At 54.8% G+C, this 21424-nt stretch carries 19 protein-coding genes, 1 tRNA gene and 1 pseudogene; 16 read left to right on the top strand and 5 right to left on the bottom strand.

What is annotated here, in order from left to right; translation table 11 throughout:
- Positions 1-15: 15 nt before the first annotated feature.
- The 4 genes from AC2D8V_RS18575 to AC2D8V_RS18590 all read left to right on the top strand — a co-directional run bounded on the left by AC2D8V_RS18575 (position 16) and on the right by AC2D8V_RS18590 (position 1595).
- A complete protein-coding gene (locus AC2D8V_RS18575) occupies positions 16-327 on the top strand; it encodes an ETC complex I subunit (protein ID WP_484735086.1) in 312 nt (103 codons plus the stop codon).
- Positions 328-340: 13 nt separating this feature from the next.
- Positions 341-799 (top strand): GNAT family N-acetyltransferase, encoded by a 459-nt coding sequence (locus AC2D8V_RS18580; protein ID WP_484735087.1) that lies wholly within the window; start codon positions 341-343, stop codon positions 797-799.
- A 41-nt stretch (positions 800-840) separates the two neighbouring features.
- Positions 841-917: transfer RNA gene (locus AC2D8V_RS18585), tRNA-Arg, on the top strand.
- 123 nt (positions 918-1040) lie between these two features.
- Positions 1041-1595, top strand: a complete 555-nt coding sequence (locus tag AC2D8V_RS18590; RefSeq protein WP_484735088.1) for a hypothetical protein — start codon at positions 1041-1043, stop codon at positions 1593-1595.
- Here the strand turns inward: AC2D8V_RS18590 and AC2D8V_RS18595 are convergent.
- Complete coding sequence (locus tag AC2D8V_RS18595; RefSeq protein ID WP_484735089.1) at positions 1539-2099, bottom strand: helix-turn-helix domain-containing protein; 561 nt, start codon at positions 2097-2099, stop codon at positions 1539-1541. The two genes, AC2D8V_RS18590 and AC2D8V_RS18595, sit on opposite strands and share 57 nt — an antisense overlap.
- 35 nt (positions 2100-2134) lie before the next feature.
- Positions 2135-2752 (bottom strand): TetR/AcrR family transcriptional regulator, encoded by a 618-nt coding sequence (locus AC2D8V_RS18600; RefSeq protein ID WP_484735090.1) that lies wholly within the window; start codon positions 2750-2752, stop codon positions 2135-2137.
- 106 nt (positions 2753-2858) lie between these two features.
- Between AC2D8V_RS18600 and AC2D8V_RS18605 the strand changes: the two genes are divergently transcribed.
- The 7 genes from AC2D8V_RS18605 to AC2D8V_RS18635 all read left to right on the top strand — a co-directional run bounded on the left by AC2D8V_RS18605 (position 2859) and on the right by AC2D8V_RS18635 (position 9109).
- Positions 2859-3911 (top strand): fatty acid desaturase family protein, encoded by a 1053-nt coding sequence (locus tag AC2D8V_RS18605; protein WP_484735091.1) that lies wholly within the window; start codon positions 2859-2861, stop codon positions 3909-3911.
- Positions 3912-4000: 89 nt separating this feature from the next.
- On the top strand, positions 4001-5695 hold the full coding sequence (locus AC2D8V_RS18610) for a hypothetical protein (protein ID WP_484735092.1): 1695 nt from the start codon (positions 4001-4003) through the stop codon (positions 5693-5695).
- 45 nt (positions 5696-5740) lie between these two features.
- Entirely contained in the window at positions 5741-6808 is a 1068-nt protein-coding gene (locus AC2D8V_RS18615; RefSeq protein WP_484735093.1) for a dipeptidase, read from the top strand.
- The gene (locus AC2D8V_RS18620) at positions 6787-7050 is read left to right on the top strand and encodes a hypothetical protein (protein ID WP_484735094.1); all 264 of its coding nucleotides are present in this window, start codon (positions 6787-6789) and stop codon (positions 7048-7050) included. The genes AC2D8V_RS18615 and AC2D8V_RS18620 overlap by 22 nt, the downstream gene beginning before the upstream one ends.
- Positions 7051-7401: 351 nt before the next feature.
- Positions 7402-7659 carry a hypothetical protein gene (locus AC2D8V_RS18625; protein ID WP_484735095.1) on the top strand — a complete coding sequence of 86 codons (258 nt, stop codon included), beginning with the start codon at positions 7402-7404 and terminating at the stop codon, positions 7657-7659.
- A gap of 362 nt (positions 7660-8021) precedes the next feature.
- Positions 8022-8615 carry an ankyrin repeat domain-containing protein gene (locus AC2D8V_RS18630; protein ID WP_484735096.1) on the top strand — a complete coding sequence of 198 codons (594 nt, stop codon included), beginning with the start codon at positions 8022-8024 and terminating at the stop codon, positions 8613-8615.
- Positions 8616-8629: 14 nt separating this feature from the next.
- Positions 8630-9109 (top strand): YHS domain-containing (seleno)protein, encoded by a 480-nt coding sequence (locus tag AC2D8V_RS18635; protein ID WP_484735097.1) that lies wholly within the window; start codon positions 8630-8632, stop codon positions 9107-9109.
- Positions 9110-9128: 19 nt separating this feature from the next.
- Here AC2D8V_RS18635 and AC2D8V_RS18640 read toward each other — a convergent pair whose 3' ends face one another.
- Positions 9129-11333 carry an adenylate/guanylate cyclase domain-containing protein gene (locus AC2D8V_RS18640; RefSeq protein WP_484735098.1) on the bottom strand — a complete coding sequence of 735 codons (2205 nt, stop codon included), beginning with the start codon at positions 11331-11333 and terminating at the stop codon, positions 9129-9131.
- A gap of 455 nt (positions 11334-11788) precedes the next feature.
- On the opposite strand from AC2D8V_RS18640, the gene AC2D8V_RS18645 reads away from it, so the two are divergent.
- Entirely contained in the window at positions 11789-12928 is a 1140-nt protein-coding gene (locus tag AC2D8V_RS18645; protein ID WP_484735099.1) for a lytic murein transglycosylase, read from the top strand.
- Positions 12929-13292: 364 nt separating this feature from the next.
- Positions 13293-14849, top strand: coding sequence for a phospholipase D family protein (locus AC2D8V_RS18650; protein WP_484735100.1), 1557 nt, complete (start codon positions 13293-13295; stop codon positions 14847-14849).
- Between the two features lie 214 nt (positions 14850-15063).
- Here AC2D8V_RS18650 and AC2D8V_RS18655 read toward each other — a convergent pair whose 3' ends face one another.
- Together AC2D8V_RS18655 and AC2D8V_RS18660 are read right to left on the bottom strand one after the other, a co-directional pair.
- Positions 15064-15750: a YbaY family lipoprotein gene (locus tag AC2D8V_RS18655; protein ID WP_484735101.1), complete on the bottom strand. Its 687-nt coding sequence runs from the start codon at positions 15748-15750 to the stop codon at positions 15064-15066.
- Positions 15751-16274: 524 nt separating this feature from the next.
- Complete coding sequence (locus tag AC2D8V_RS18660; RefSeq protein ID WP_484735102.1) at positions 16275-16679, bottom strand: c-type cytochrome; 405 nt, start codon at positions 16677-16679, stop codon at positions 16275-16277.
- Between the two features lie 271 nt (positions 16680-16950).
- Here AC2D8V_RS18660 and AC2D8V_RS18665 point away from each other — a divergent pair, with 271 nt between their 5' ends.
- The 3 genes and pseudogenes from AC2D8V_RS18665 to AC2D8V_RS18675 all read left to right on the top strand — a co-directional run bounded on the left by AC2D8V_RS18665 (position 16951) and on the right by AC2D8V_RS18675 (position 21000).
- A complete protein-coding gene (locus AC2D8V_RS18665; protein WP_484735103.1) occupies positions 16951-18693 on the top strand; it encodes an adenylate/guanylate cyclase domain-containing protein in 1743 nt (580 codons plus the stop codon).
- A 618-nt stretch (positions 18694-19311) separates the two neighbouring features.
- A pseudogene (locus tag AC2D8V_RS18670) lies at positions 19312-19665 on the top strand (adenylate/guanylate cyclase domain-containing protein); the annotation flags it as partial.
- A gap of 105 nt (positions 19666-19770) precedes the next feature.
- Entirely contained in the window at positions 19771-21000 is a 1230-nt protein-coding gene (locus tag AC2D8V_RS18675) for a tetratricopeptide repeat protein (protein WP_484735185.1), read from the top strand.
- Positions 21001-21424: the final 424 nt, after the last annotated feature.

Here is a 21424-nt window from a genome sequence, read left to right on the forward strand (position 1 = left end):
CTTAGGAGGCTTGTTATGCGCGCACGAATCTACCGCCCGGCAAAAACGGCCATGTCGTCTGGCATGGCGAAAACACACCGTTGGGTTTTGGAATTTGCGCCCGCTTCTGCGCGCGAAGTTGACCCGTTGATGGGGTGGACGTCTTCAAGCGATACGCAGGCGCAAGTCAAGCTGCGGTTTGACAGTAAAGAGGCCGCGATCGAATACGCGCAGGACAATGGCATCCCTTTTGATATGCAAGAGCCCAAGGGGCGCAAGGCAAACATTCGCCCCGGCGGCTATGGCGAGAATTTTGCGACCAGCAGGCGAGGAGCCTGGACCCACTAGAAGACGGTACGCGATGGGCGTCATTATTGAGAAAACCCGACCCGAGACGCCAGACGTCGCCGCGTTGATCGCGCGTCATTTCGCACTGATGCGGTCGCAGTCACCGCCCGAGAGTTGCCATGTGTTGCCCGGCGATGCGCTTGCCGGTAGCGATATGCACCTTTTCGTATTGCGCGAGGACGGGCGCGCGCTGGGCATCGGGGCTATCCACCACACCGGAGATACCGGCGAGATCAAATCGATGCACACGGCACATGAGGCGCGCGGCAAAGGGTTCGCGCGGGTGATGCTGCTTGCCCTTCTGGATCATGCGCGCAGCCTTGGCATTACGCGCATCAACCTCGAAACCGGATCCGGCCCGGAGCACGAGGCTGCGCGGGCCTTGTACACGGGTCAAGGATTTACTGAGTGCCCGCCGTTCGGCAGCTATTGCGAGGATCCCTTGAGCCTTTTCATGACGCGGACGATCTGAGGCTTGCGCAAGCGGTTCTGCTGCGGCATGACAAGGGCAGCGGTCCCTTAGCTCAACTGGATAGAGCAGCTGACTTCTAATCAGCAGGTTGAGGGTTCGAGTCCTTCAGGGATCGCCAATATTTTCAAATACCTACGTTGCATAACTTTGTCTTGGCCTGACTACGGGTAAGCGTGGTGCTGCGCTTTTTCCTTTACTTTCGACCTGAGGTTGCGCGAACTTGCCGCTAAGGGAGGAACTGATGGGGCACATCAGGCTTGGCACGTTGCCTCTTTCCAAGAAATGGCGCGAGGTCGTTGATCTGATCGCAACCGATGCGTCGGTCGAAGAGATCGCCGAGGCCGCCGCAGATGCATCCGACAAAGATCTCTCACGCGCGAGTCGTGACCCTAGGCTTCAGTTTGTAAGCGATCTTCTGGTGCGGCTGCCTTTGCTTGCGAGGGCTCCTCGCTTCGAAGACGCTCTGGCTGATCTTGATATCGACGGGTCAGACCTTGCCTCTGTGACAGGGCTGCTCGCAGGTTTGGATCGTGCCATCGATCGCAACAACTTCGACCTTCGAGGATCTTCCGACGCAGGAGAACCGGCGAAGGCCGCGCTCTTGGAAAGCCTTTCGGTTCAGCTGCGTGACCGGTTGCCAACGCTTTTCGAACCCACACCGCAGGAAATTCGTAAGGCTCTCGCTAGTTTCGCTTCCGGCGATGCATTTGCGAGGCTCGCGCGGGATTTCTTTGCCCGGCTATCCGAGATGTGTTTTGACATTGGTATCGGGCTCCTCTTTCAAGGTGACTTTTGAATGGGGTTCGGTACAGGACACTAATCTTGGGGAGGCTTGTTGAAGTGTGACCTCCAGTTTGGCTTGGATTGCCTCCAGATCTGCACGGCGGATGATCTTGTTCATGACCGCCCCGCAGGTCGGACAGAGGGCCGTCAAGCGACCACTTGAAACAGTTTCTTGAGCGTAGTCCGCAATCTTGCCGTCAGGTTCACGCGGGCCTCTGCAGCCCAGGCAGTAGCAATGATGCAACGCCAATTTGCACCGCACCTTACGTTGTTTTTGCCCTAGGAACTCCTTGAGCACATGTCCTTCGATCAACCAGGGCTTGCTGCCGGTATCGGCCGCAAGTCCGTTGTTCCCAACCCAGCGAATGACGGTCTGGCTATGACATCCTAAAACGTCTGCCACCTCCCAGACTGTGTAGACAAGGTGCGATTTTCTGCTTCGAGGTCGAAGCGGAGGTTGTTTGCACTGGTTTTCACTCGATTTTGGGCGGAAAGCAGAGGCTCGAAGCGGACTCAAGACTGCGTCAAACCCAATCTAAAGCGGCCCGCGGACTAAATGCCTCTCAATCCGTCAGTGACGCCATATCGAACTTCGAGACCTGAAACGTAGGTTTCAACGAGTGTTTCGATTAGCTCAGACGTGTCGTAGATCACGGATTGATTCTCAGCGAGCTCCAAAGTGACCAAACCGTAAAGTGCTGACCATAGTACCCGTCCTTCAATCTCGCGTCGGCTGACATCAGGAACGAGATGAGCTATCGCCATGGCGCTCAATGTCACAAGATCGATCACGATTGCGGCATAGCTATCCGGGGCTTCTCCGCGTCTGCCACTATGATGCTCAAAGACTGCGGACATCTGGTTACGATGTTCAGAAGCGAATTCCAGATAGGTCTGCGCAAGTCCCTTCAAACTGTGACGCGCACTCCTGCCGAAGTCCTGTTGCCTTGCCTGTTCGAGCAGTCGCTTCAGTGTCTCCGTGTTCACTTCAAAGACAAGCGCATCGAGATTGGGAAAGAGCTGATAAAGCGTCCCTGATGTGTACCCCATCTTGCCTGCGATCTTGCGAATCGAGAGCTCGCCCAAGCCGTCTGCAGCGATAAGTTCAGCGGTTGAATGCAGAGCCATTGCCCTCAATTCTTCGCGGGTATGATCCTTGCGGCGCGCCATAACACACTCACCTTTAACAGGTTTTTTCACGAATTCCAGAGCTATTGACCGATGATTAATAAAATGTGATAAATAAAAACCATTGATTAATATAGGGGTACTTAGAATGAGTGAATGTTCAAAAGACTGCCAAGGCTGCAAACGCGCTGATGTTGGTCACGTACGTTCTCGCAAAGAGGCCGCGCGGGATCTCTTCGAACTTCGAAAGCAACTGAAGGACGCAGGATGCTTCAGCCCCGACCCTTGGGGCTACGCGCTTCGGTTTGCGGGAATTCTTGGCGCCCTTGCCGTTGGCTGGAGCGCTCTGTTCCTGTCATCGGCACAGACGCATTGGATGGTGGGTGTGCTCATTGTCGCCTTCGCCTCTGTTCAGGCGGGTTTCGTCGGACATGACATCGCCGACGGTGCGGTGACCCGTTCGCGAAAGCTTTCGGCGGTTCTCGGTCACACACTGATGACGTTCGCCGCAGGCATGAGCGCCAGCTACTTCGAAGACTTCCACCGTTCCCACCACACGATGGTGCTTCGCGGTTCTGGCGGGTTTGAAAACAAGCAGGCGCCCAAGAACCCGTATCTGGTCGGCCTTCTGAACAAGGCGATGAATATTCATGGCCTTGTCTACTATGCCGTTTTCATCCTTTTGCGAGGCGCGCTTTACCGGATTGAAAGTATCCGCTTCGTTCACGCCAAATGGAAGATTGCCGGGTGGGATGCCGTCCTGCTCGTGGGGCACTACCTGATATGGTTCGTCATTCCGGCTCTTCTCGTCGGCCCTTGGGCGGCTCTGGCAGCCTATCTGGCCTGTGCGATTGTCGGCGGCCCGTATCTCGGCTTCGTCCTTTCGCTGAACCACGAAGGATTGCCGGAGTATGTAAAGGGTGATCGCGTGCCGGTACTCGAGCATGTGCTTGCCACGACCAAGAACCTGCAACGCTCGAGGATTGCGAACTTCCTGCTGGGTGGGTTCAATAACCACATCGAGCATCACCTGTTCTCGCGTATTCCCATCAGTCGCCTGCCCGAGGCGCGCGATATCATGCAGGCGTTCTGTGCCGAGCGCGGCTACGATTACAAGCAGGCGAGCCTTGGAGCCTCGGTTCGTGATAACATCCGCTTCTTCAGCAACTCGGGCCCGACCGAGCTACAAGCAATCGGATAGGACCTTGGCCGGCCTGTTTCTGAGCCGGTCAACATGGCACGCCAAGCGCTCTGCGTCTCGACCAGCTCAACGGAACAAAGGGTTGAATCATGGATGACCAAGAGATCGAAAATTTCATGGAGCGCTACTATGAAGCTCCAGACCCGGCTCGGGCCATAAAGGGACTGCAGGCATACCTGGCTGAAGCGGAAAGCCTCATGTGCGGTGAAGAGGTGCTGATGCCCTATCGTTTCGGTCGTCTGGCGCAGCTTCATCCAGAGGTCGCGCCCACCTTCCGCCATGCAATCGAAACCCTTGGTGGCACAAAGCCCGATTTCTGCTCCGCGCTTGGCGAGTGGTTGAACGAGGATCGCCCGTCGCCAAAGAACATTCTGGACAGGGTTATCCAAAGCCCGATAGACAACGACCTTCTATGGACGGAGTTTTCTCTGACAGGGGAACCAGCACCACTGATCCGACTGATCGATCTTTTCGAAAGGTCCGACAAGATTCGGGTCGAGATGGAAGAATGGCTGTCGACGCCCGACTCATTTGTGGGATTGCTGCTCCAAAGGCGTAGACGTACCTGTGAAAGGTTTGCCGACATTCTGGATGTCCACGTCGACACGGCCGCAGGGACGATCTGCTCGGAGGACGATCTGGATGCACTTTGCTTCATGCGCGGCGACGTTTTGATCGACAAAAAACAGATGGTCGAGATGGGTAGGTTCTTCCCGATCGGCCTATCCGAAGAAGAGGTAACCTACTGCGTCACCAAGGCAACTGCAAAGTGGAGCCTCTATTGGAGCGCGATCAAGAACAAACGCATTCTATCCATCGTGACCGATCAGATAAGCGAGCGAAGCGGCCGGGCTTTGCTGGTCGTGCTGGAGATTGCGGCGCGGGCAAGCCTGACAAAAGGCGACCAGGTTGCCGCAGGGCGCTATCTCGAACGCTTCCTCACCTTGAATCCCAGTAGAAGTGAACTTCATGCACTTCGCGCACCGCTAATAGCAGATGTCGTGATGGCGGGGTTGTCCACTCTCTCCGAAGAAGCTGTCGAAGTCCCGTCGTTTCTGTCGTCGAAAGACGTAAGAGACATCGTTCGGCTTTGTGTCGCCAACGAGCAAAGCGTCAAGTCGGGCTATGGCATGATGAATGCCGGCATCCGAAAGGGTGATTTCGAGGACGCTAAAGACCAGAAGTTCATCGAGTTAACCTATAAGTTCGATGGCTATGGTTCGTTTGAAGTTGTCCAGTGGATGGACCCGGAAGACTGGGACAAATGGGTGACCAAAGACGGAAGGACGTACCAGTCGGTTGGCTTCTGGTTCGAGATAAGCGATGCGGAGATCAAGCGGACTCGCGAATGGGTCAATTGGATGCTCCGCGACGCAGGCTGGGTGGAAGAGCTCAAGTTCAACTCACCGGATTCTTTCGATGAGTATGAATGGCGTGACAACCGGTTCCTGCTTCTTAAGTATCATTCGCTCCAACTCCATGGCTTGATCGAGAGGCTCTTGCCGGTCAAAAGCACCAGCAAACAAGCGCTCGCAGATATCGATGTGTGGATCAGCCTGCAGTCACAAAGGATGGTTGCCTGCGACGCCTTTGTAAAAAACGCGGTCGTGAACCAAGAAGTTGCGCACCTCTTTTTGCGCCAGGTGTTCGCCATGCCTAACGGGATTGTCACGATCGAACATCCCGAAGTCATGGTGGCTCCTCCAGGTAGTGGCCTGGAGCCAGGAACAGAGGTCACCATGCACGCGGTACCGTCCAGGTCGAAAATCTTCGAGCCCAAGTGACCGCGTGTCGGCGGCGGAAATCCATCAAGAAGCGGGGAACAGGTCATGAAGTCGAAGGTAGCAAAAGGTCTCGTCGTTCTTCTTTTTTTCCTTGGGGTCGCTTGGCTGTCGGTCGGATCATTCAGCGACTACCTCATCGGAAACCGAAAGATGGTGGGGGATAGTCCGGAATGTGACGACAGCTCTTGGTGCGACGTCATCCGCAACAGCTTCATAGCGGATGCGCATAGTGACACCCTTATGCATCGGAACCCAGGGGCCGAAACTCGCTCGGGGCATGTTGATCTTGCTCGGATGGTCGAAGGCGGTGTGAACGTGCAGATCTTTGCCATCGCGAGCGTCGCGCCAAAGATTATCGATCGGGAAAATGGCGCGACCGAATGCGGGGCTCGCGAAAAAGGCGACTTGCTGCGTACATATTTTTTCCTGAAGGAACCATTGCGCCCAACTACGTGGCTCACCCCAATGGCGCGGATTGACCTGATGATCGACCGGTTCGATGCCGCGTTGAATGATGGGCAGCAAAGCGGCCCGTCGCTGACCCCAATAGTATCAAGGTCAGACCTTGTTGCTTTGATCGACCGCGGGCCGCAGGATCAATCTGGTATTGGCGCGCTATTGGCGATCGAAGGTGCCTATTGGGCCTCGGAAGATAAAATTGAGCTGTCCAGTCAATTGGACAAATTGGAAAACGCTGGTGTCCGAATGATCGGGCTTACGCATCGGTCGAACAATCAACTCGCCGGGTCAAACGAGGAATGCAGACGTCCTCACCATGGTCTGACCGACCTCGGATATTTCGCCGTGGCCGAGATTTGGAAACGCAACATGATTCTCGATCTCGCACATGCTTCGTCGGAGACGATTGCCGATGTGGCGCGGTTGTCTGCAGAAGGCAAAGCTGGCCCGGTGATCGTATCCCACGCCGGCGTCAAGTCGGCTTGCGATCACGACCGGAACCTCAGCGACGAAGACCTCCGCAACATCGTCCGCTCTGGCGGTGTCGCCTCGCTCGGCTTCTGGACGACCGTAATTGTTTCGAGGGTTCTGTCACAGCTCAGGAAGCACGCCAGGCCATCGCCAGGTCTTTCGTGGCCGCCCACCAAGTGCTGACTGCGCCGGAGTTCACCGCCGAGATGGCAGCGGACTACAATCCGAGCGCACACCTAGCACTCGGTTCGGATTTCGACGGAGCGACCCTTGTCCCTGCGGATGCATCAGCGATCCCGTGGTATTTGGAAGGCATCGCAACTTTTGAGGTTGAGGGCAGAAGGGTTTTTGACCGCTCGGCCATCGAAAACATTGCTGGTCTGAATCTACTCCGATTGATCCAGAGTGCCCTGGAAGAGAGCTAGTCAGACCGATCAGGGTCGGTTTCGGAGAAGGTCTGTTTCGTCCGTATGTCTGCCGTTCAACGATATTTTGGGAATGTCCGGTGCTGACAAAAGCAGTCACTTGGAGGCAAACTTTCGATTTTTCAGTCTTGAAAGGCTGCTAAACGCGACACACCAGATACCCAACAGAACCCAGCGAGGGTCTGCTCAGAGCCCAAAGCTGTCATTGCTATTTGTTAGCAAATCCAATGTCCAGCCAACATACCAAGATGCCTTGGCTGTTGGTGAGTCTCGATGGATGGGATATGAACGTTGTATTATCAAAGATCGCAGTCGCGCCTAAAAATTCTGAAATAAACTGGAGACCACTCGATGAATCTTGAAAATCTTACTGAGAGAGTGACGAAGGAACTGGATAAGGCCCTTTCTGACCTTCCGGTCAACGAGAAGGTGGCGGTTTTGGATATAGTCAAGAAGGCGATGCTCGACACTTCGCACCGAACGCATCGCGAGTTGAAGGAAACCGCTGTTGTCTGTTGCGGTCCGGAGGCAGACTTGGCCCACAAGATCCAAGAGCAGATGGACCAAAAGCGTGACATGCTTATTGCTAACTTGAGCGCTATGCGTTGAACTGATGGGCGGTGTTACAGATTACTCCTCACAATGCATCTCTCAAATTGACACATAGTTTTGCAAGCATTTTGGCCATGGCCTGATTTTAAGTGGACATTCGTCGACGGTAGAAGAGAAGAGAGCATTCACTGCCAGAATCCCGCTCCGATGCAGGTCAGTGACCGGATAGTGCGATTTAGTTGCCGTCTGAGAAAAACAGTCAGATGACCGCCTTGAGCCCATTCCGCAAGCCAACCAGCGCTAGCGCTCGCAGGTGAAGCAATCCACTCGACCGAAACCGCCATAACCACAGCAGCAAACAACCCGTCGTTGCGTGAAAGTGCGGCTCATTGTACTGTCCGCGTAGGGGAGGTGGCTCCATGCGTTGGATTAGCACCATCTTTGCAACGGTACTCTTTTTACTTGGGCCCGCTCAAGCGGGTCCTTTATTCGATGCCGCAAAGCAGGGAGATACTGCGTCCGTTGAGGCTCTGTTGGAAAGCGGTGCCTCTGTCGACGAGCGGGGGCCGAACAAGGCCACTCCATTGATTGCTGCTGCCTTAGCTGGGGATACAAAGACCGCGGCGGCGCTGATCAACGCAGGGGCGGATGTGATGGCGCGAAACCGCAGCGGGTTCACGCCACTTCACGCCGCGGCTTTTGGTGGCAGTGTTGAGACAGCACGCCTGCTTCTCGCCAATGGCGCCGATGTGAATGGGCGTATCAACAGGGCTGAAAAATCACCCATTTTCATGGCGGCCGACGAGGGCCATATCGAGGTGATCGAGCTATTGCTCGACCATGAAGCTGATATTGCGACTCTAGACAACGATGGTTTTTCGGTTCTGATCCGGACAATGTTCCGCAAGCACTATGATATCGTCGGGCTCCTCAAGCAGCACGGGGCCACTTGCCCCCCGCCAGACGCCTTTGGCCCGGAATTTCACCGCCTGTGCTCGGAGGCAGGCACATAAGGGAAGGTCAAAAAATGAATTTTCGATTTCTGATGTGTGGCCTGTTTCTAGCAGGCATGAGCATTACCGCGCTGGCCGATGAGCCCATAAATACCGGACCGTTCGGAGATGTTGCGATCAAGGGCTATGACACGGTTGCCTATTTCACCGAAAGCCGCGCGGTTAAGGGATCAAGTGAGTTCGCATATGATTGGCTTGGCACGCCATGGCACTTCAACAGCGCGGAAAACCGCGACCTGTTTAAGTCTGACCCAACCAAATACGCTCCGCAATACGGTGGGTATTGCACATTGGGTGTTGGCCTTGGGGCCAACGCCTCCGAAAACATCGACCCAGTAAATTCCTGGCGGATCATCGACGGGAAGCTTTACTTTATTTCGGACCCGACCGGTGCAGAAATGCTTGACCACCCAAAAGGGGAAGCGGTGATCGCCAAGGCGGATGCGAATTGGGAGAAGACCAAGCCGCTAGCAGCCAAGGATTACTCCAACTGACGCGCGCTTCGGATGATCGTCATCCGCCAGGGCTAAAGTGAAACAGAATATGCGGGTTGATGTAGCTATACGGCAAGACTGTTCCGTCTGTTTCTTCGGCTCTTTTATAGATCGGGCCACAAGCCGGGCGACCCAGCGCGAGACCGGGTTGTTGCATGCACAAAGTGTCGTCTTTCACATAGGCAGATCCGGTAATGAACATCGTGGATGTTCGCATCGCCACGCTTCCGTTCTCTGATATCTGCATTAAGCCGGGTCCGCGGCCTTCGAAGTTTCCCTGCCATACGTTGCCGTCGATCAGAGCGGTAACCGCTTCGGCAGATAGCTTTTCGCGCGCGCCAGGTTGAAAGTCGAACGGCCATTCCTGCACGCCCGCAGCCAACATTGCATCAAAGATCCGATCGAGTTCTTCCTGCTGCCGAAAGTGCGCAAACAAGACCTTGTAGAGTTGCGCCGAAGTATGCGGAGCGAATTCGGCCACCTCGTCTGCAGTTGCTTGCGCCTTTTGTGTCTGACCAGCTTCTCCATAGGCGGCCGCGAGGATGTTGAAGTAGTCCTCAATACCTTGAGAATTGCCTTTTATCTCTTCAAGGATTTCGACGGCACGTTGGGGACGCCCGGTGAGAATATATGACAAGCTTGCGATCTGACGTGCATAGCCAGGCAATAATGGGTTCAGACGCAGAGCTGTTTCGAAATTCTCGATGGCCTCTTCATGTCGGCCGTAGAAAGTCTGCGCAAAGCTCAGCGCAAGATAGGCAGATGCTTCACCGGGGGCCTTCTCGACAGAAAGCTTCGCCGAGCGCATCGCTTCCTCATACCTGCGATCCACAGTTTGCAACTCGCTTAATACGGCAAAAGGCATCGCCGCATCTGGATCGATTTCTAAGGCACGACCGGCATGTTCGTAGGCGCGTTTCCGGGCGACCGGAAATGGCAGCACATCGTCATAGTTACGGCGCATGACCAATGCTTCGGTGCGGGCCTGCGCCGCGAAAGCCCTGGCAAAAGTCGGGTCGATAGCGGTTGCGTCCGAATAGAGGCTCAACGCTTCGCGCAGCCCGGGCCGAAAGCCGCTGCGAGCGGCTTCTTCGGCCCTGAGAAAGAAGTCATACGCTTCCAGATTTGTGGTGGGGAGGCGTTCGATCCGTTCTCGTTCGGAAACACTTACATCCACTCCCAACTGGTCTATGATTTCGTTTATCAGGCCGACTTCAATGGAGAATATCTCGGCTGCGTCTCGCTCCAGCCGCTCCGCCCAAAGCGTTTGCCCGTTGTTTACATCTGTCAGCCGCGCGTTGATCAAAAGCCGTGCCCCTGCTCTGCGCACGCTGCCTTCGAGAACATAGCGCACCCCCAACTCGCGACCTACGGTCCTGCTATCGATTGTCCGGTCCCGGTAGGAAAATGCGGTATTGCTGCCAATCACCATCAACCCCGCGACTTTCGAGAAATCGGTTATCAGATCGTCGGTGAGGCCATCGGCGATGTAACGTTCCGCGTCTGGCAGCCCGAGGCCTTCAAAAGGCAACACGACAAGCGAGGGTCGCGCGTCCTCTGCTGCGATCATTTCGCTCTCGGCGCTGCTGAATACCGCGACAATGTCGTCGCGCAGCACGAAAGCGGCGCTTGAAAGAGTGGCGACCAAGACCATCGCAGCAATAGCGACACGAACATTCAAGCGACGCCAGAGCGGGTTTTGCGCGCCATTTGGGTCGGCCATCCGGAAAACTGCGAGCGGCTCAGGTATGTTTTTGACGCGGTGCACACCGGCAGGCTCGAATGGTCTGCTGACCTTGCCCCGCGTATGTTCGTAGACCTGGCGCGAGATGCAGATGCCACCGGGCTTCGCCAAGGGTTCCAGTCGTGCCGCAATATTGACGCCGTCTCCGTAAATGTCGTCACCATCGATAATCAGATCGCCCAGATTGATACCAATCCGTAATTCGATCCGTTGACTGGGGTCAGTGGTGGCGTTCCTTTCGGAAACTGCATCCTGTATTTGGATCGCGGCCTCCACGGCATCGACGACACTTGCAAATTCGGCCAGTAGCCCGTCGCCGATAAGCTTGACGATCCGCCCTTTCCGTTCCTCAATCAAACGGGTGAGGATGTCCTGCCGCAACGCAGTCAAACGCTCGAACGTGCCCACCTCATCCTCAGCCATCATACGGCTGAACCCGACCACGTCTGCAGCAAATATGGCGGCAAGCCTGCGTTCCAAGGTCTGCCCCTCTCCTCCGAAAATGCGTGCGGTAATACGGAGGGTAGCATTGAAAAAACGTCACGGAAACTGCGCTCGCTCAAAATTTTTGGCAAGGTGAGCGCTTGTCATTTAAAGGTACGGGGGGGCAACAAACCAATTGTCTCTGCAGCAGCGTAGGGCCGCTTGGTCCGCATCCCCGTCGTTTAGCAGATTTCGGTGAAAGCCCCGTGCTTGTAAAATGCAGACCTTCAGGCGAAATTCTTCGGAATGACCATCAACTATGACTGTTGACCGGTACATTGCTGTCACTCGCGCAATTTCGTTGGAACCTATCTCATCACTTCGACGATCTTGACAATGGGGTGAAAGAGTAGATTAGGCAGCGAGCGTATCGGGTCACCAATTAGACCGAGGCGGTTTTTCTGCAGAGCTGCGCATACAACAAGGAAATGAGGAGGATTTAACTCGTGAAGATGGAAATGACACGCCGCCAATTTGGGTTGAGCTTCGCTGCCTTGAGTCTAACGGCATGCACTGGCGCGGAAGTGAGTGGCCGAGGAACCGAGAGCGGATTGCCTTCCGATCTCAAACCGGTCCCAAATGCCGGTTATGATGCGTGGGTCACTACATTTCGCACACGCGCGGCCCGCGAGGGGATCAGTGAGGCCATGTTAAACGCAGGCCTCCGCGACGCAGGCTATTTGCCGGGCGTTGTTACGCGCGACCGCAACCAGACCGAATTCAAACGCAGCCTGGAAGACTATCTCTCAATAGCTGTTTCAGACGAGCGCGTGAGCAAAGGCCGTGCGGCCCTGGCAAGGGAACGCACGACATTGACCGCCATCGAAAATCAATATGGTGTCGATGCAGAAATCATCGCCGCAATTTGGGGGCTGGAGAGTTTTTATGGCGCTCGCCGCGGCAATGTCCCAGTGGTCTCGGCCACCTCTACATTGGCCTATGACGGCCGTCGTGGCGCATTCTTTGAGAGACAGCTGCTCGCAGCACTTCGCATTCTTCAGAATGGCGATGTCTCTGTCGAGGCCATGACCGGCAGCTGGGCTGGTGCCATGGGTCATACACAATTCATACCAACCTCCTATGAAGCCTTTGCCGTCGATTTCGCAGGCGACGGTAAGCGCGATATTTGGTCGGAGGATCCGACCGATGCACTGGCGTCTGCGGCTGCATATCTGGCGCGTAATGGTTGGACACGAGGTCAGAGCTGGGGCCGGGAAATCCCACCGGGCAGTGCGGGCGGTACGCTACAGCCGCAACCTGGGGGCCCGCGTTTTGTCGTCAACAGTAACTTCCGGGTCATTAAGCGCTATAACAACTCGGACGCATATGCGATCGGCGTCGGGCACCTCGCCGACCGGATCAGTGGGGCCGGCCCGCTGGTCACCCCTTTCCCGCCCGATGCCAATGGACTTACGAAGGATGACCGCATCGCTCTTCAGAAAAGGCTGACCAGGATTGGGTTTGACACCGGCGGTGCGGATGGCGTCATTGGTCCGAACACTCGCGAGGCCATCAGCAGCTACCAGAGCAGCCGGGGGCTCCCCAACACAGGCGATCCTTCTGTGGGACTGCTGCGCAGTCTTGGCGGATGAAACGCACCCGAACACTGCAGTGTTGATGGACTTTGCAAACGGCGGCTTCGTCCGCAACTGAGACACTCGTTGTGACCGCAGCGAACGTCTTGCGCTGGTGAAAGCGGTCTCTCGGGCCAGAGTTCCAAGTCTTGGACTTCCCATGACAGCTTGCCGGGACACTGCAGACGCTCACTAAGGTTCGGTGTATAACGGCGTCAAGTCCGGAACAGACTGCGCATGCATGTCGAAGCTGCTCGCGTGGATTCTATCTTTCGTGTGTCCAGAACCCAAACGAATTTGCGCTTCGCGCATTGCCGTTCCATTGTGAGGGTAGCTAGCCAGGTAGGCTCCACGACGTCGCGTGTAGCAAGGGAGGGAACAATTGTTCAGATTTATCAGGTCAGTGATTGTTCTGGTCGTGCTCTTTGTTGCCGCCTCCTTCCTCTTTCGGACGATATACGCTTTGCCGAGCGCGGAGGGCCGCGACAATTCAACAGCAATCGAAGCGTCAACTGATACAGAACTGGGCAACTTGATCCTTGATCTGAAATCAGACCACGCCGGGAAATCTGGTGTTTCACCCTTGATACACGGTCCCGACGCTTTCGCGGCTCGGATTGTTCTGGCGGAAGCTGCGCAAACGAGCATCGATGTGCGATACTACATTTGGCAGAAGGATTTGACGGGGCTTTTGTTACTGCAGTCTTTGCGTGACGCTGCGGATCGCGGTGTGCGGGTCCGCATGTTGTTGGACGACAACGGCATTCCCGATCTCGACCCAGAACTGGCCGAGATGGACGCTCACCCGAACATCGAAGTCCGCATTTTCAACCCCTTCGTGCTCAGATCGCCTCGGATGGTCTCCTATCTTCTCGACTTTTCGCGTCTCAATCGCCGCATGCACAACAAATCGATGACCTTCGATGGCGTTGCTGCCATCGTGGGAGGGCGAAACATAGGCGATATCTATTTCTACCGAAACGAAGAGGTGAACTACTTCGATTTCGACGTCGCCGTCATAGGGGACGCCGCGCGCGAGGTCGATGAAGACTTCGACATCTATTGGGCAAGCGAGACAAGTGTTCCACTCGCGGATTTGGTCGCGCCGGACGATCCGCAAACTGAAACACTTGCGGCGGAAGTCAGTCTGGCGCGCGCCGCGCCGGGTGGTCAGGAATATCTCGAAGCAATCCAGAACTCGCGCATTATCGAAGAACTTACCGAGGATGCGCGTGGTTTTGAATGGGTCGAGGTAGAGTTGGTGAGCGACGATCCGATCAAAGCGCAAGGGGAGATGGAAGAGGCAGGATATCTGTCTTACAGGCTTCTCCAAATCCTCACACCGCCGAAACAGGAAGTCGATCTGATTTCCGCATACTTCGTTCCGGGGCCGGTCATTCGCGAGGCTTTAACGCGTTGGGCCCAAGCCGGCATCGAAGTCCGGACATTGACCAACGCACAAGAGGCCACAGACGTGTTACCCGTCCACGGTGCCTACCAAAAGTACAGAGACGAACTGCTGCGCGGAGGCGTGCGGCTCTTTGAGCTCAGATCCTTTCAGGAGCTTCCAAAGCTGCGAGACCAGTTCGGACTGGTTGGGTCGCAACACTCCAGTTTGCACGCAAAGACTTTTGTGATCGATAGGTCGGAAATTTTTGTTGGTTCGTATAATTTCGATCCCCGTTCGGCGTTTTTGAATACGGAGATGGGTTTTCTGATAGATAGTCCGGCTCTCGCACGTTTGGTGACAAATACGCTTGATGAAAGCCTGGATAGCTGGGCCTACGAGGTCGTTCGCACGGATGACGACGTGCTCAACTGGCTGGACCGCAAACAAGCCGGTCAACCCGCCCGCCTCGTTGAAGAACCAAACACGACCGTTTTTTCACGGGGAATTGTTGCACTGTTTGGTTTCTTGCCAATCGAGTGGATGCTGTGACGCACCTGATATAGGTTTCGTATCACCACCTTTGTGCGCTCAGGCGTCAACTTGTGCTGTACCGATGACAAGAGGGTCAAGTGTCGTCGTTCGGGACTGCTACGGCCCCGGCATTGTGGCCGGGTGGCGCATATGGTCGGTGGCATTCGAAAGCCGGTTATAGTGGCATAAGGGCACATGACGATTGGGTAGCGCCCCATGGCTCTCATCGCCGCTATTTTGAAATCTCCCGCAGTCGAAGTACTGTCGCACCAGCCGCGTTCGTCAGCGTCAGGTTTGGCCCATTTCTGAGGTAGCCAGTGGCACTGGACAGCGCTTGTAGCGTGTCTTTCTCAAGCCGTTCCCGCGCCTCAGGGCAAGCCATCATCGTTCCTGCGAAGTTTTCCGGCATGCTGAACGCCCCGTCCGCTGCGTTGAGAGTTCCCGTGAACCGGTTGCATCCACCGTAAAGGCCAAACTGGCCATCTTGCTCGAGGGTTAAGGAAGGAGGATTGTCAGCGATGAGCATCCGCCCTGCGATCTCGTAAACTTCCCAAGCGATACCGTAGATTGATTGGTCTGCATCGCTGCCCTCCGCTTTTCTTGGCATCATCTCCAAAACGAGTTCAGCAGAGTCCGGTGCGCCACGGGTGAGTACGGGTGTTGCTGTCGTCGAGCGAAACATCACGCGACCGTCAGAAATGATCTTGGCAGCTACCGTGTACATAAGGCGCTCATCGATCAGATCCGTGTCGTAGGCAATTTCAACTGTCTTTGGCACATTACTGAGTTTGAATCTCTGGGAAGACAAACGCACTGAAGGCGCATCTGCACGCGACGTATCGAGAAGCTCGACTTCCAAAACGGCGTCAGGCGGAAGCGCGATCCTTTCCCGGTAGGTAACTGTGGTCTTCACGTGCATTGTCTCGGCAACTCCGAATGAAGCGATCGAAAGCAAGACGGCCGAAAGGGCCGCAGTCAAAACGCGCCTGAGCATTGAGCAAGCATCCTCCTGATTGTTCAGGCACCAAAAGACTTCATTGGTCAAAAAAGCGCAAGGACCGGCTCTTGGACATTTCCTCAAGTCACCACACCGTCCGCGGGCGTCGTTGAGGCCAGAGCACTCAGACCTTGAAACCAGGAGCCGATCGCAAGTGATGGTTCCATGTCGCGTGTAGCGAAAGTGCGGTTTGGGTTTGATGTCATGGCGCCTTGTTGAGTGGGTGCATTTGCGACGTGAGCGACAACGCAGCGGCATGCATCCAGCAAGTGCGAAGCGATGCCGCGTCAGCGAATTGCTAAAACGAATGACGGGGGAGTCCGTAGACCAGTCATAGGTGCAAGCAGCAGCGAATTTCCGCTGTGAGCCCGAAGCTGACAGCGTTGGGGGGCTGTCGCAGGGAGCACGCAGTTTCTATTTTCAAACTTCGGTCATATATGCCGGACTTAATTGGACGGGCAAAGATCGACTGATGGATCATCAGTTTGCAGGTACGCGATCAGATTTTTACGATCTTCCGGATCTTCCACTTTTCCTGCCCAAGCCATGGTGCTTTCCGGAAACACCTCATTAGGGGCCGCGAGAAACTTCTCCAATGCTTCAATGGACCAAACGAACTGAGCGTCTAGAAGGCCCTGGGTGTAGCTGTCGTAACCGACAGCAGTTCCAACTTGCCTGCCGACAACGCCCTCTAGCCTTGGACCATTGCTGTTACATTTGAACTTGTGACAGCTGATACATTTTCCAATGTAGACATCGCGCCCTGCGCTTACGTCCTGTGCGTGTGTCTGCGAGTGAAGCGCCAAAACAAAAGCTGAAATCGCGCCCGTTAGGGTCAGTTTGTGCGTCATAATTCTCCGCCCTCCAAAATGGTTTCAGGTTCAAATTTAGCAATCAACAATCCCACTCCATTTTGTGTAGCGTCCGATTGGCAAATAAGGAGCGTTAGGCAAGGCTAGCCGCAAAGCTGCCTTCCAAGCAACCTGCAGCAGACGACCATTCTGAGTCCGAGGCAGCCCTGACCTCCGCGAAGCAAAGATCAATAATTCATACAAGCTCGATAGAATGGTAATTTCTGCGAAGCGCGGATACGTTCTTTCTAGTTAACGGAGGAAGTATTCATTGAGACGCCTTGCGGCAATTCTAGTCGCCGACGTGGTCGGTTATTCTCGTCTGATGCGCAGCGACGAGAGTGCAACGCTTAATGGATTAAAAGAAGCCCGTCGGCAGGTTATTGACCCCGCGTTGGCAGCCGGGGGAGGCAGAATTGTAAAATCGACAGGAGACGGGCTGCTTGTTGAGTTTGCATCTGCGCTTGAAGCCACGAAAGCGGCTATGGACTTCCAGACAAACCTGTCGCTGAACCCGTCTGACGCGCAGCTGACATTTCGGGTCGGGATCCATGTGGGTGACATCATTCTCGACGACGACGATATATTCGGCGACGGGGTAAACATCGCTGCCAGAATAGAAGCGCAGGCCGACGCAGGATCAATCTGCGTGTCTGATGCAGTATACGAACAAGTACGTGACCATCTAGACTTGGTTTTTGTGGATCTGGGTGAGCGGTATCTCAAAAATATCGACCGACCGGTCAGGGTCTGGCAATGGTCACCTCACAACGCTTCACCAGCGGTGCCGCAAGAGGCACCGTCTTATGCGGCAAATCAGTCGCTGCCGAAACGACCATCCATTGCGGTTCTGCCGTTCAGAAATCTGTCCGGAGATCCGGATCAGCAATTCTTCTCGGATGGAATCACCGATGACATCATTTCCGATTTGTCCCGATATAAGGAGCTGTTTGTCATCGCGCAGCATTCCAGCTTTGCGTATCGCGATTCCACAAAGTCAAAAGCGGAAATTGCGGATGAACTCGGTGTCCAATACATTGCAGAAGGATCGGTTCAAAGGGCCGCGAGCCGGATAAGAATAACTGTCCGGCTTGTTGATCCGGCGTCTGCGACGGATGTCTGGTCGGAACGCTACAACCGGGAAGCGGCTGACATTTTTTCTCTGCAGGACGAAATAACTGAGGTGATCGTGAACCGGCTGGCGGGTCAGATCGAACGACGGCACCGGCAACGGGCGATGAAAAGCTCAGACAGTATGGGAGCGTACGACTTTGTTCTCAAAGCGCAGCATGGCATTTTTGAGGTTGGCCGCGATAATGCGCGCGGTGCTTTTGAGAATGCTCAGAAAGCCCTCGAACTTGAACCGGAAAATGCCCGCGCACATTCATTAATCGGTTGGTATTACATATCTGAAGCTACGAATTCATGGGGCATGGATACGGACCTTGCGTATTCAAAGGCGTGGGATGCGGCTCTCAAGGCCTTGCACGTTGACGAAGATGAGCCGTTTGCGATGGTTGTGCTTGCGTGGGTGTACCTTTGGCGAGATGGGTTGCATGACCGCGCGCTGGCCGAATTGCAGAAAGTCTGCGAGTTGTATCCGTCCAATGCATCTTACCGAAGTTATCTCGCGTTCGCGCAAATCTACGCGGGCGACCATGGCAACGGTATGCATAACCTCGAACACGCCATGCGATTAAACCCTCACTTTCCGGTACTCTACGACAATCATTACATGCGGGCCTTGTTTCACCTCAGAAGAAGCGCAGAGGCTCGGCCACATGCTGTGAAGGTGCGCACGCACATGCCGCAGGCGAGCAATGCGCTAGCGCTCACAGCTGCAATTTTTGCCTCGCTCGACATGCGCAGCGAAGCTGCACAGGTCATCAGCCAGATACGCGAAATCAGCCCGGGTTACACGCGAGACTTCGTTCAGAGCAGCCTGCCGTATCGTCTTGATGAGGACAAAGAATACTTCCTCGAAATGCTCGAAAAGGCAGGTCTACCCGATTGATACCCATAGGGTTACCCCGCTACTTGCAATTATTGCCGGGTGTGTAGTTTTCGGCGGCTGACCGGATTTTTCGATGACTGTTTTGTCCGCAACAGAGACATACATGCCCGGTGCGGCGAATGGCGGGAATGGAATTTGGCTATTTATATGATTTGAATGTCCGGCTTCGGAAAGCCACGCTGCAGTGCCTCGACTGGTTCTGCGAATTGGTGAACGCGCAGCCGCAAAGTTTGCTGCACAGGCGGCAGCCGGGTTTCCGCCTAGCGCAAGCTTACCCATGTCCCGTCAGTGTCCGCTCTGAGGCAAAGCTATCGTTCGAACCCGACTTTTGATTTTCCAGCAGCAACCGGCCGACTACCGCGACAAAGCTATTATTTGCACTACAAGCTCGAATAAACGCATTGACCCAAAGGCAACGCACGCGCGGACGTACACTTGATCTGCTGGACAGGGGCATCCCTTGATGGGCCGCAGCTACATCTCACTCGGCGGGTTTATCGATCAAATATCTGTTCGCTTTTTCCGGTCGGTGGAATTAGCGTTCGCCCCATGGGCAATTCGACCAATCGGAAACTCTCATCAATCGTGGCAGCCGACGTTGTAGGGTATTCCGCGATGATGGCAGAAGATGAAATCGGGACTCTCGATGCCATGAGGGCATTGAAGAGAGAACTGGTAGAACCCATTGTCGCAAAACACGGCGGTCACATCGTTAAAACGATGGGTGATGGTTTTCTGATCGACTTCGTTTCTGCTGTGGCGAGCATGGAAGCCGCCGTAGAACTGCAAGAAAAATTGAAGCTTCAGAATGCCGGCAATACTTCGACAAAAAGCATCAAAATGCGTGTCGGCGTGCATGTGGGCGACATCGTCATTGAAGACGGCGATATTTTTGGTGAAGGAGTTAACATTGCGGCGAGAATAGAACCATTGGCCAGTCCCGGAGGGATCAGTGTCTCCGATGAAGCCTACAGGCAAATTGTGGGCAAAATAATTCTCGAGTGGACCGACGGAGGCGAGCACAATGTCAAAAATATCCCACGACCTGTCCGGATTTGGCATTGGGGCGGAGGTCCCGTGCCTGCCGAAAATACCTTTGGCGCGGACCTAAGCGTTCCTGATATTCCGTCGATTGCTGTTCTGCCATTCGACAACATGTCGGCCGATCCTGAACAGGACTATTTTGCTGATGGTCTTACCGAGGACCTTATTACCGATCTGTCCAAATTGTCAGGTTTGTTTGTGGTCGCGAGAAACTCAACCTTTGTCTACAAGGGGCAAGCTTTGGATATTCCAAGCGTAGGACGCGCGCTAGGGGTTGCGAACATCATAGAAGGGAGCGTGCGGAAACTGGGCGAACGTGTACGCATCAACGTTCAGTTGATTGATGCAATGACCGGAGGACATATCTGGGCCGAGCGTTTTGATGGTTCACTGGACGCGGTTTTTGAGCTTCAGGATCAAGTCTGCGAAGAAGTCGTCTCAAAGCTTTCCATAAGGCTGACAAAGTCCGAAGAGAAGCGATTGCACGAGGTTCATACCCACAATTTGGAAGCGTACGAGCTTTTTGTCCGTGCCAAGGCGATGCCCTTCCCGCCAATTCCCCCCCGCATCTTGGCGGCGAAAGAACTCTTCGAACAGGTGGTCGAGCAAGCGCCCGAATTTGCCGGAGGCTATGCCGGACTATCCTGGATCGTCAGTTTTGGCGCCTTGTGGGGGCACGCCGATCACGAGATGCTGGGGGCGCGAGCGGAAGCACTCGCCTACAAAGCGATCGCGTTGGATCCCAATTTCGGATGGTCCTATACTATCCTCGGACTGGCGTTGCTGGCGCAAAGACGTTTCGATGAAGCGATCGAAGCGGCGACGAAAGGTCTCGAACTCCTGCCCAATGATCCGGATGCGCATATTTTTGTGGCCGTCATAAACGGCATGCGCGGCAATTCCAAAGAATCCATCGCAGCCGCCGAGGCGGCGTATAGAATAAGCCCAAACTTCGCGAACGGGCCATATCTCAATGTCATCAGCCATGCGAACTTCATGGCGGGCAACTACAAAGCCTCGCTCGCCGCGCACGAAAAGAACGTTCAACGCGGCGGGCCAGTGGGGCCGCCGGCTTTGTGCTGGGCGGCTGCTTCTTACTTTCTAGAAGGTGAACTGACTGCGAGCGAAGAGACAGCGAAGCGACTAAAATCTGATTTCCCTGATTTCAGACTTACCGGGTGGAATTTCTTGCAACTCGTCGAAGATGAAGACGTTCGGAAGCGTTTGGAATGCGCATTCCTTCAAGCTGGAATACCAAGCTAATCCGTCCAATACTGCTTGTTGAACTGCCCGTCTCTTCGAGACCGTGCGCTGGTCAGTGGAGTGGGGCGTGAAATACTGGCCGCCCAATCGCGGCAAGACTTGTCAAAAGGCTAATTGGTATCTGCGTGCCTTTCGGCATGAACGCCCGGTGGCCACTTACACACAATGAAAAACATAATGACCCCTTTGAAGCATTATGCAGGCCCGCCTTGTCCGCGCTAAGGCATTGCGTCGTTGTTCCCGTTTCCTGTCCAAAGACGGTCTATTCGGGGCACGGCAAGATTTCTGTGGTCTGTTCGCGCATTCGAAGCCTACTGCTTGGACATATTCCAGTTATGTTGACGGTGAAATCGCTTTTCACAGGCGTGTTGCGGTCACCGTTGATAGATGACCATTCCTGCGTGCAGTAGAGGTCGACCAATTC

The organism is Roseobacter sp. YIN89, from assembly GCF_057219365.1.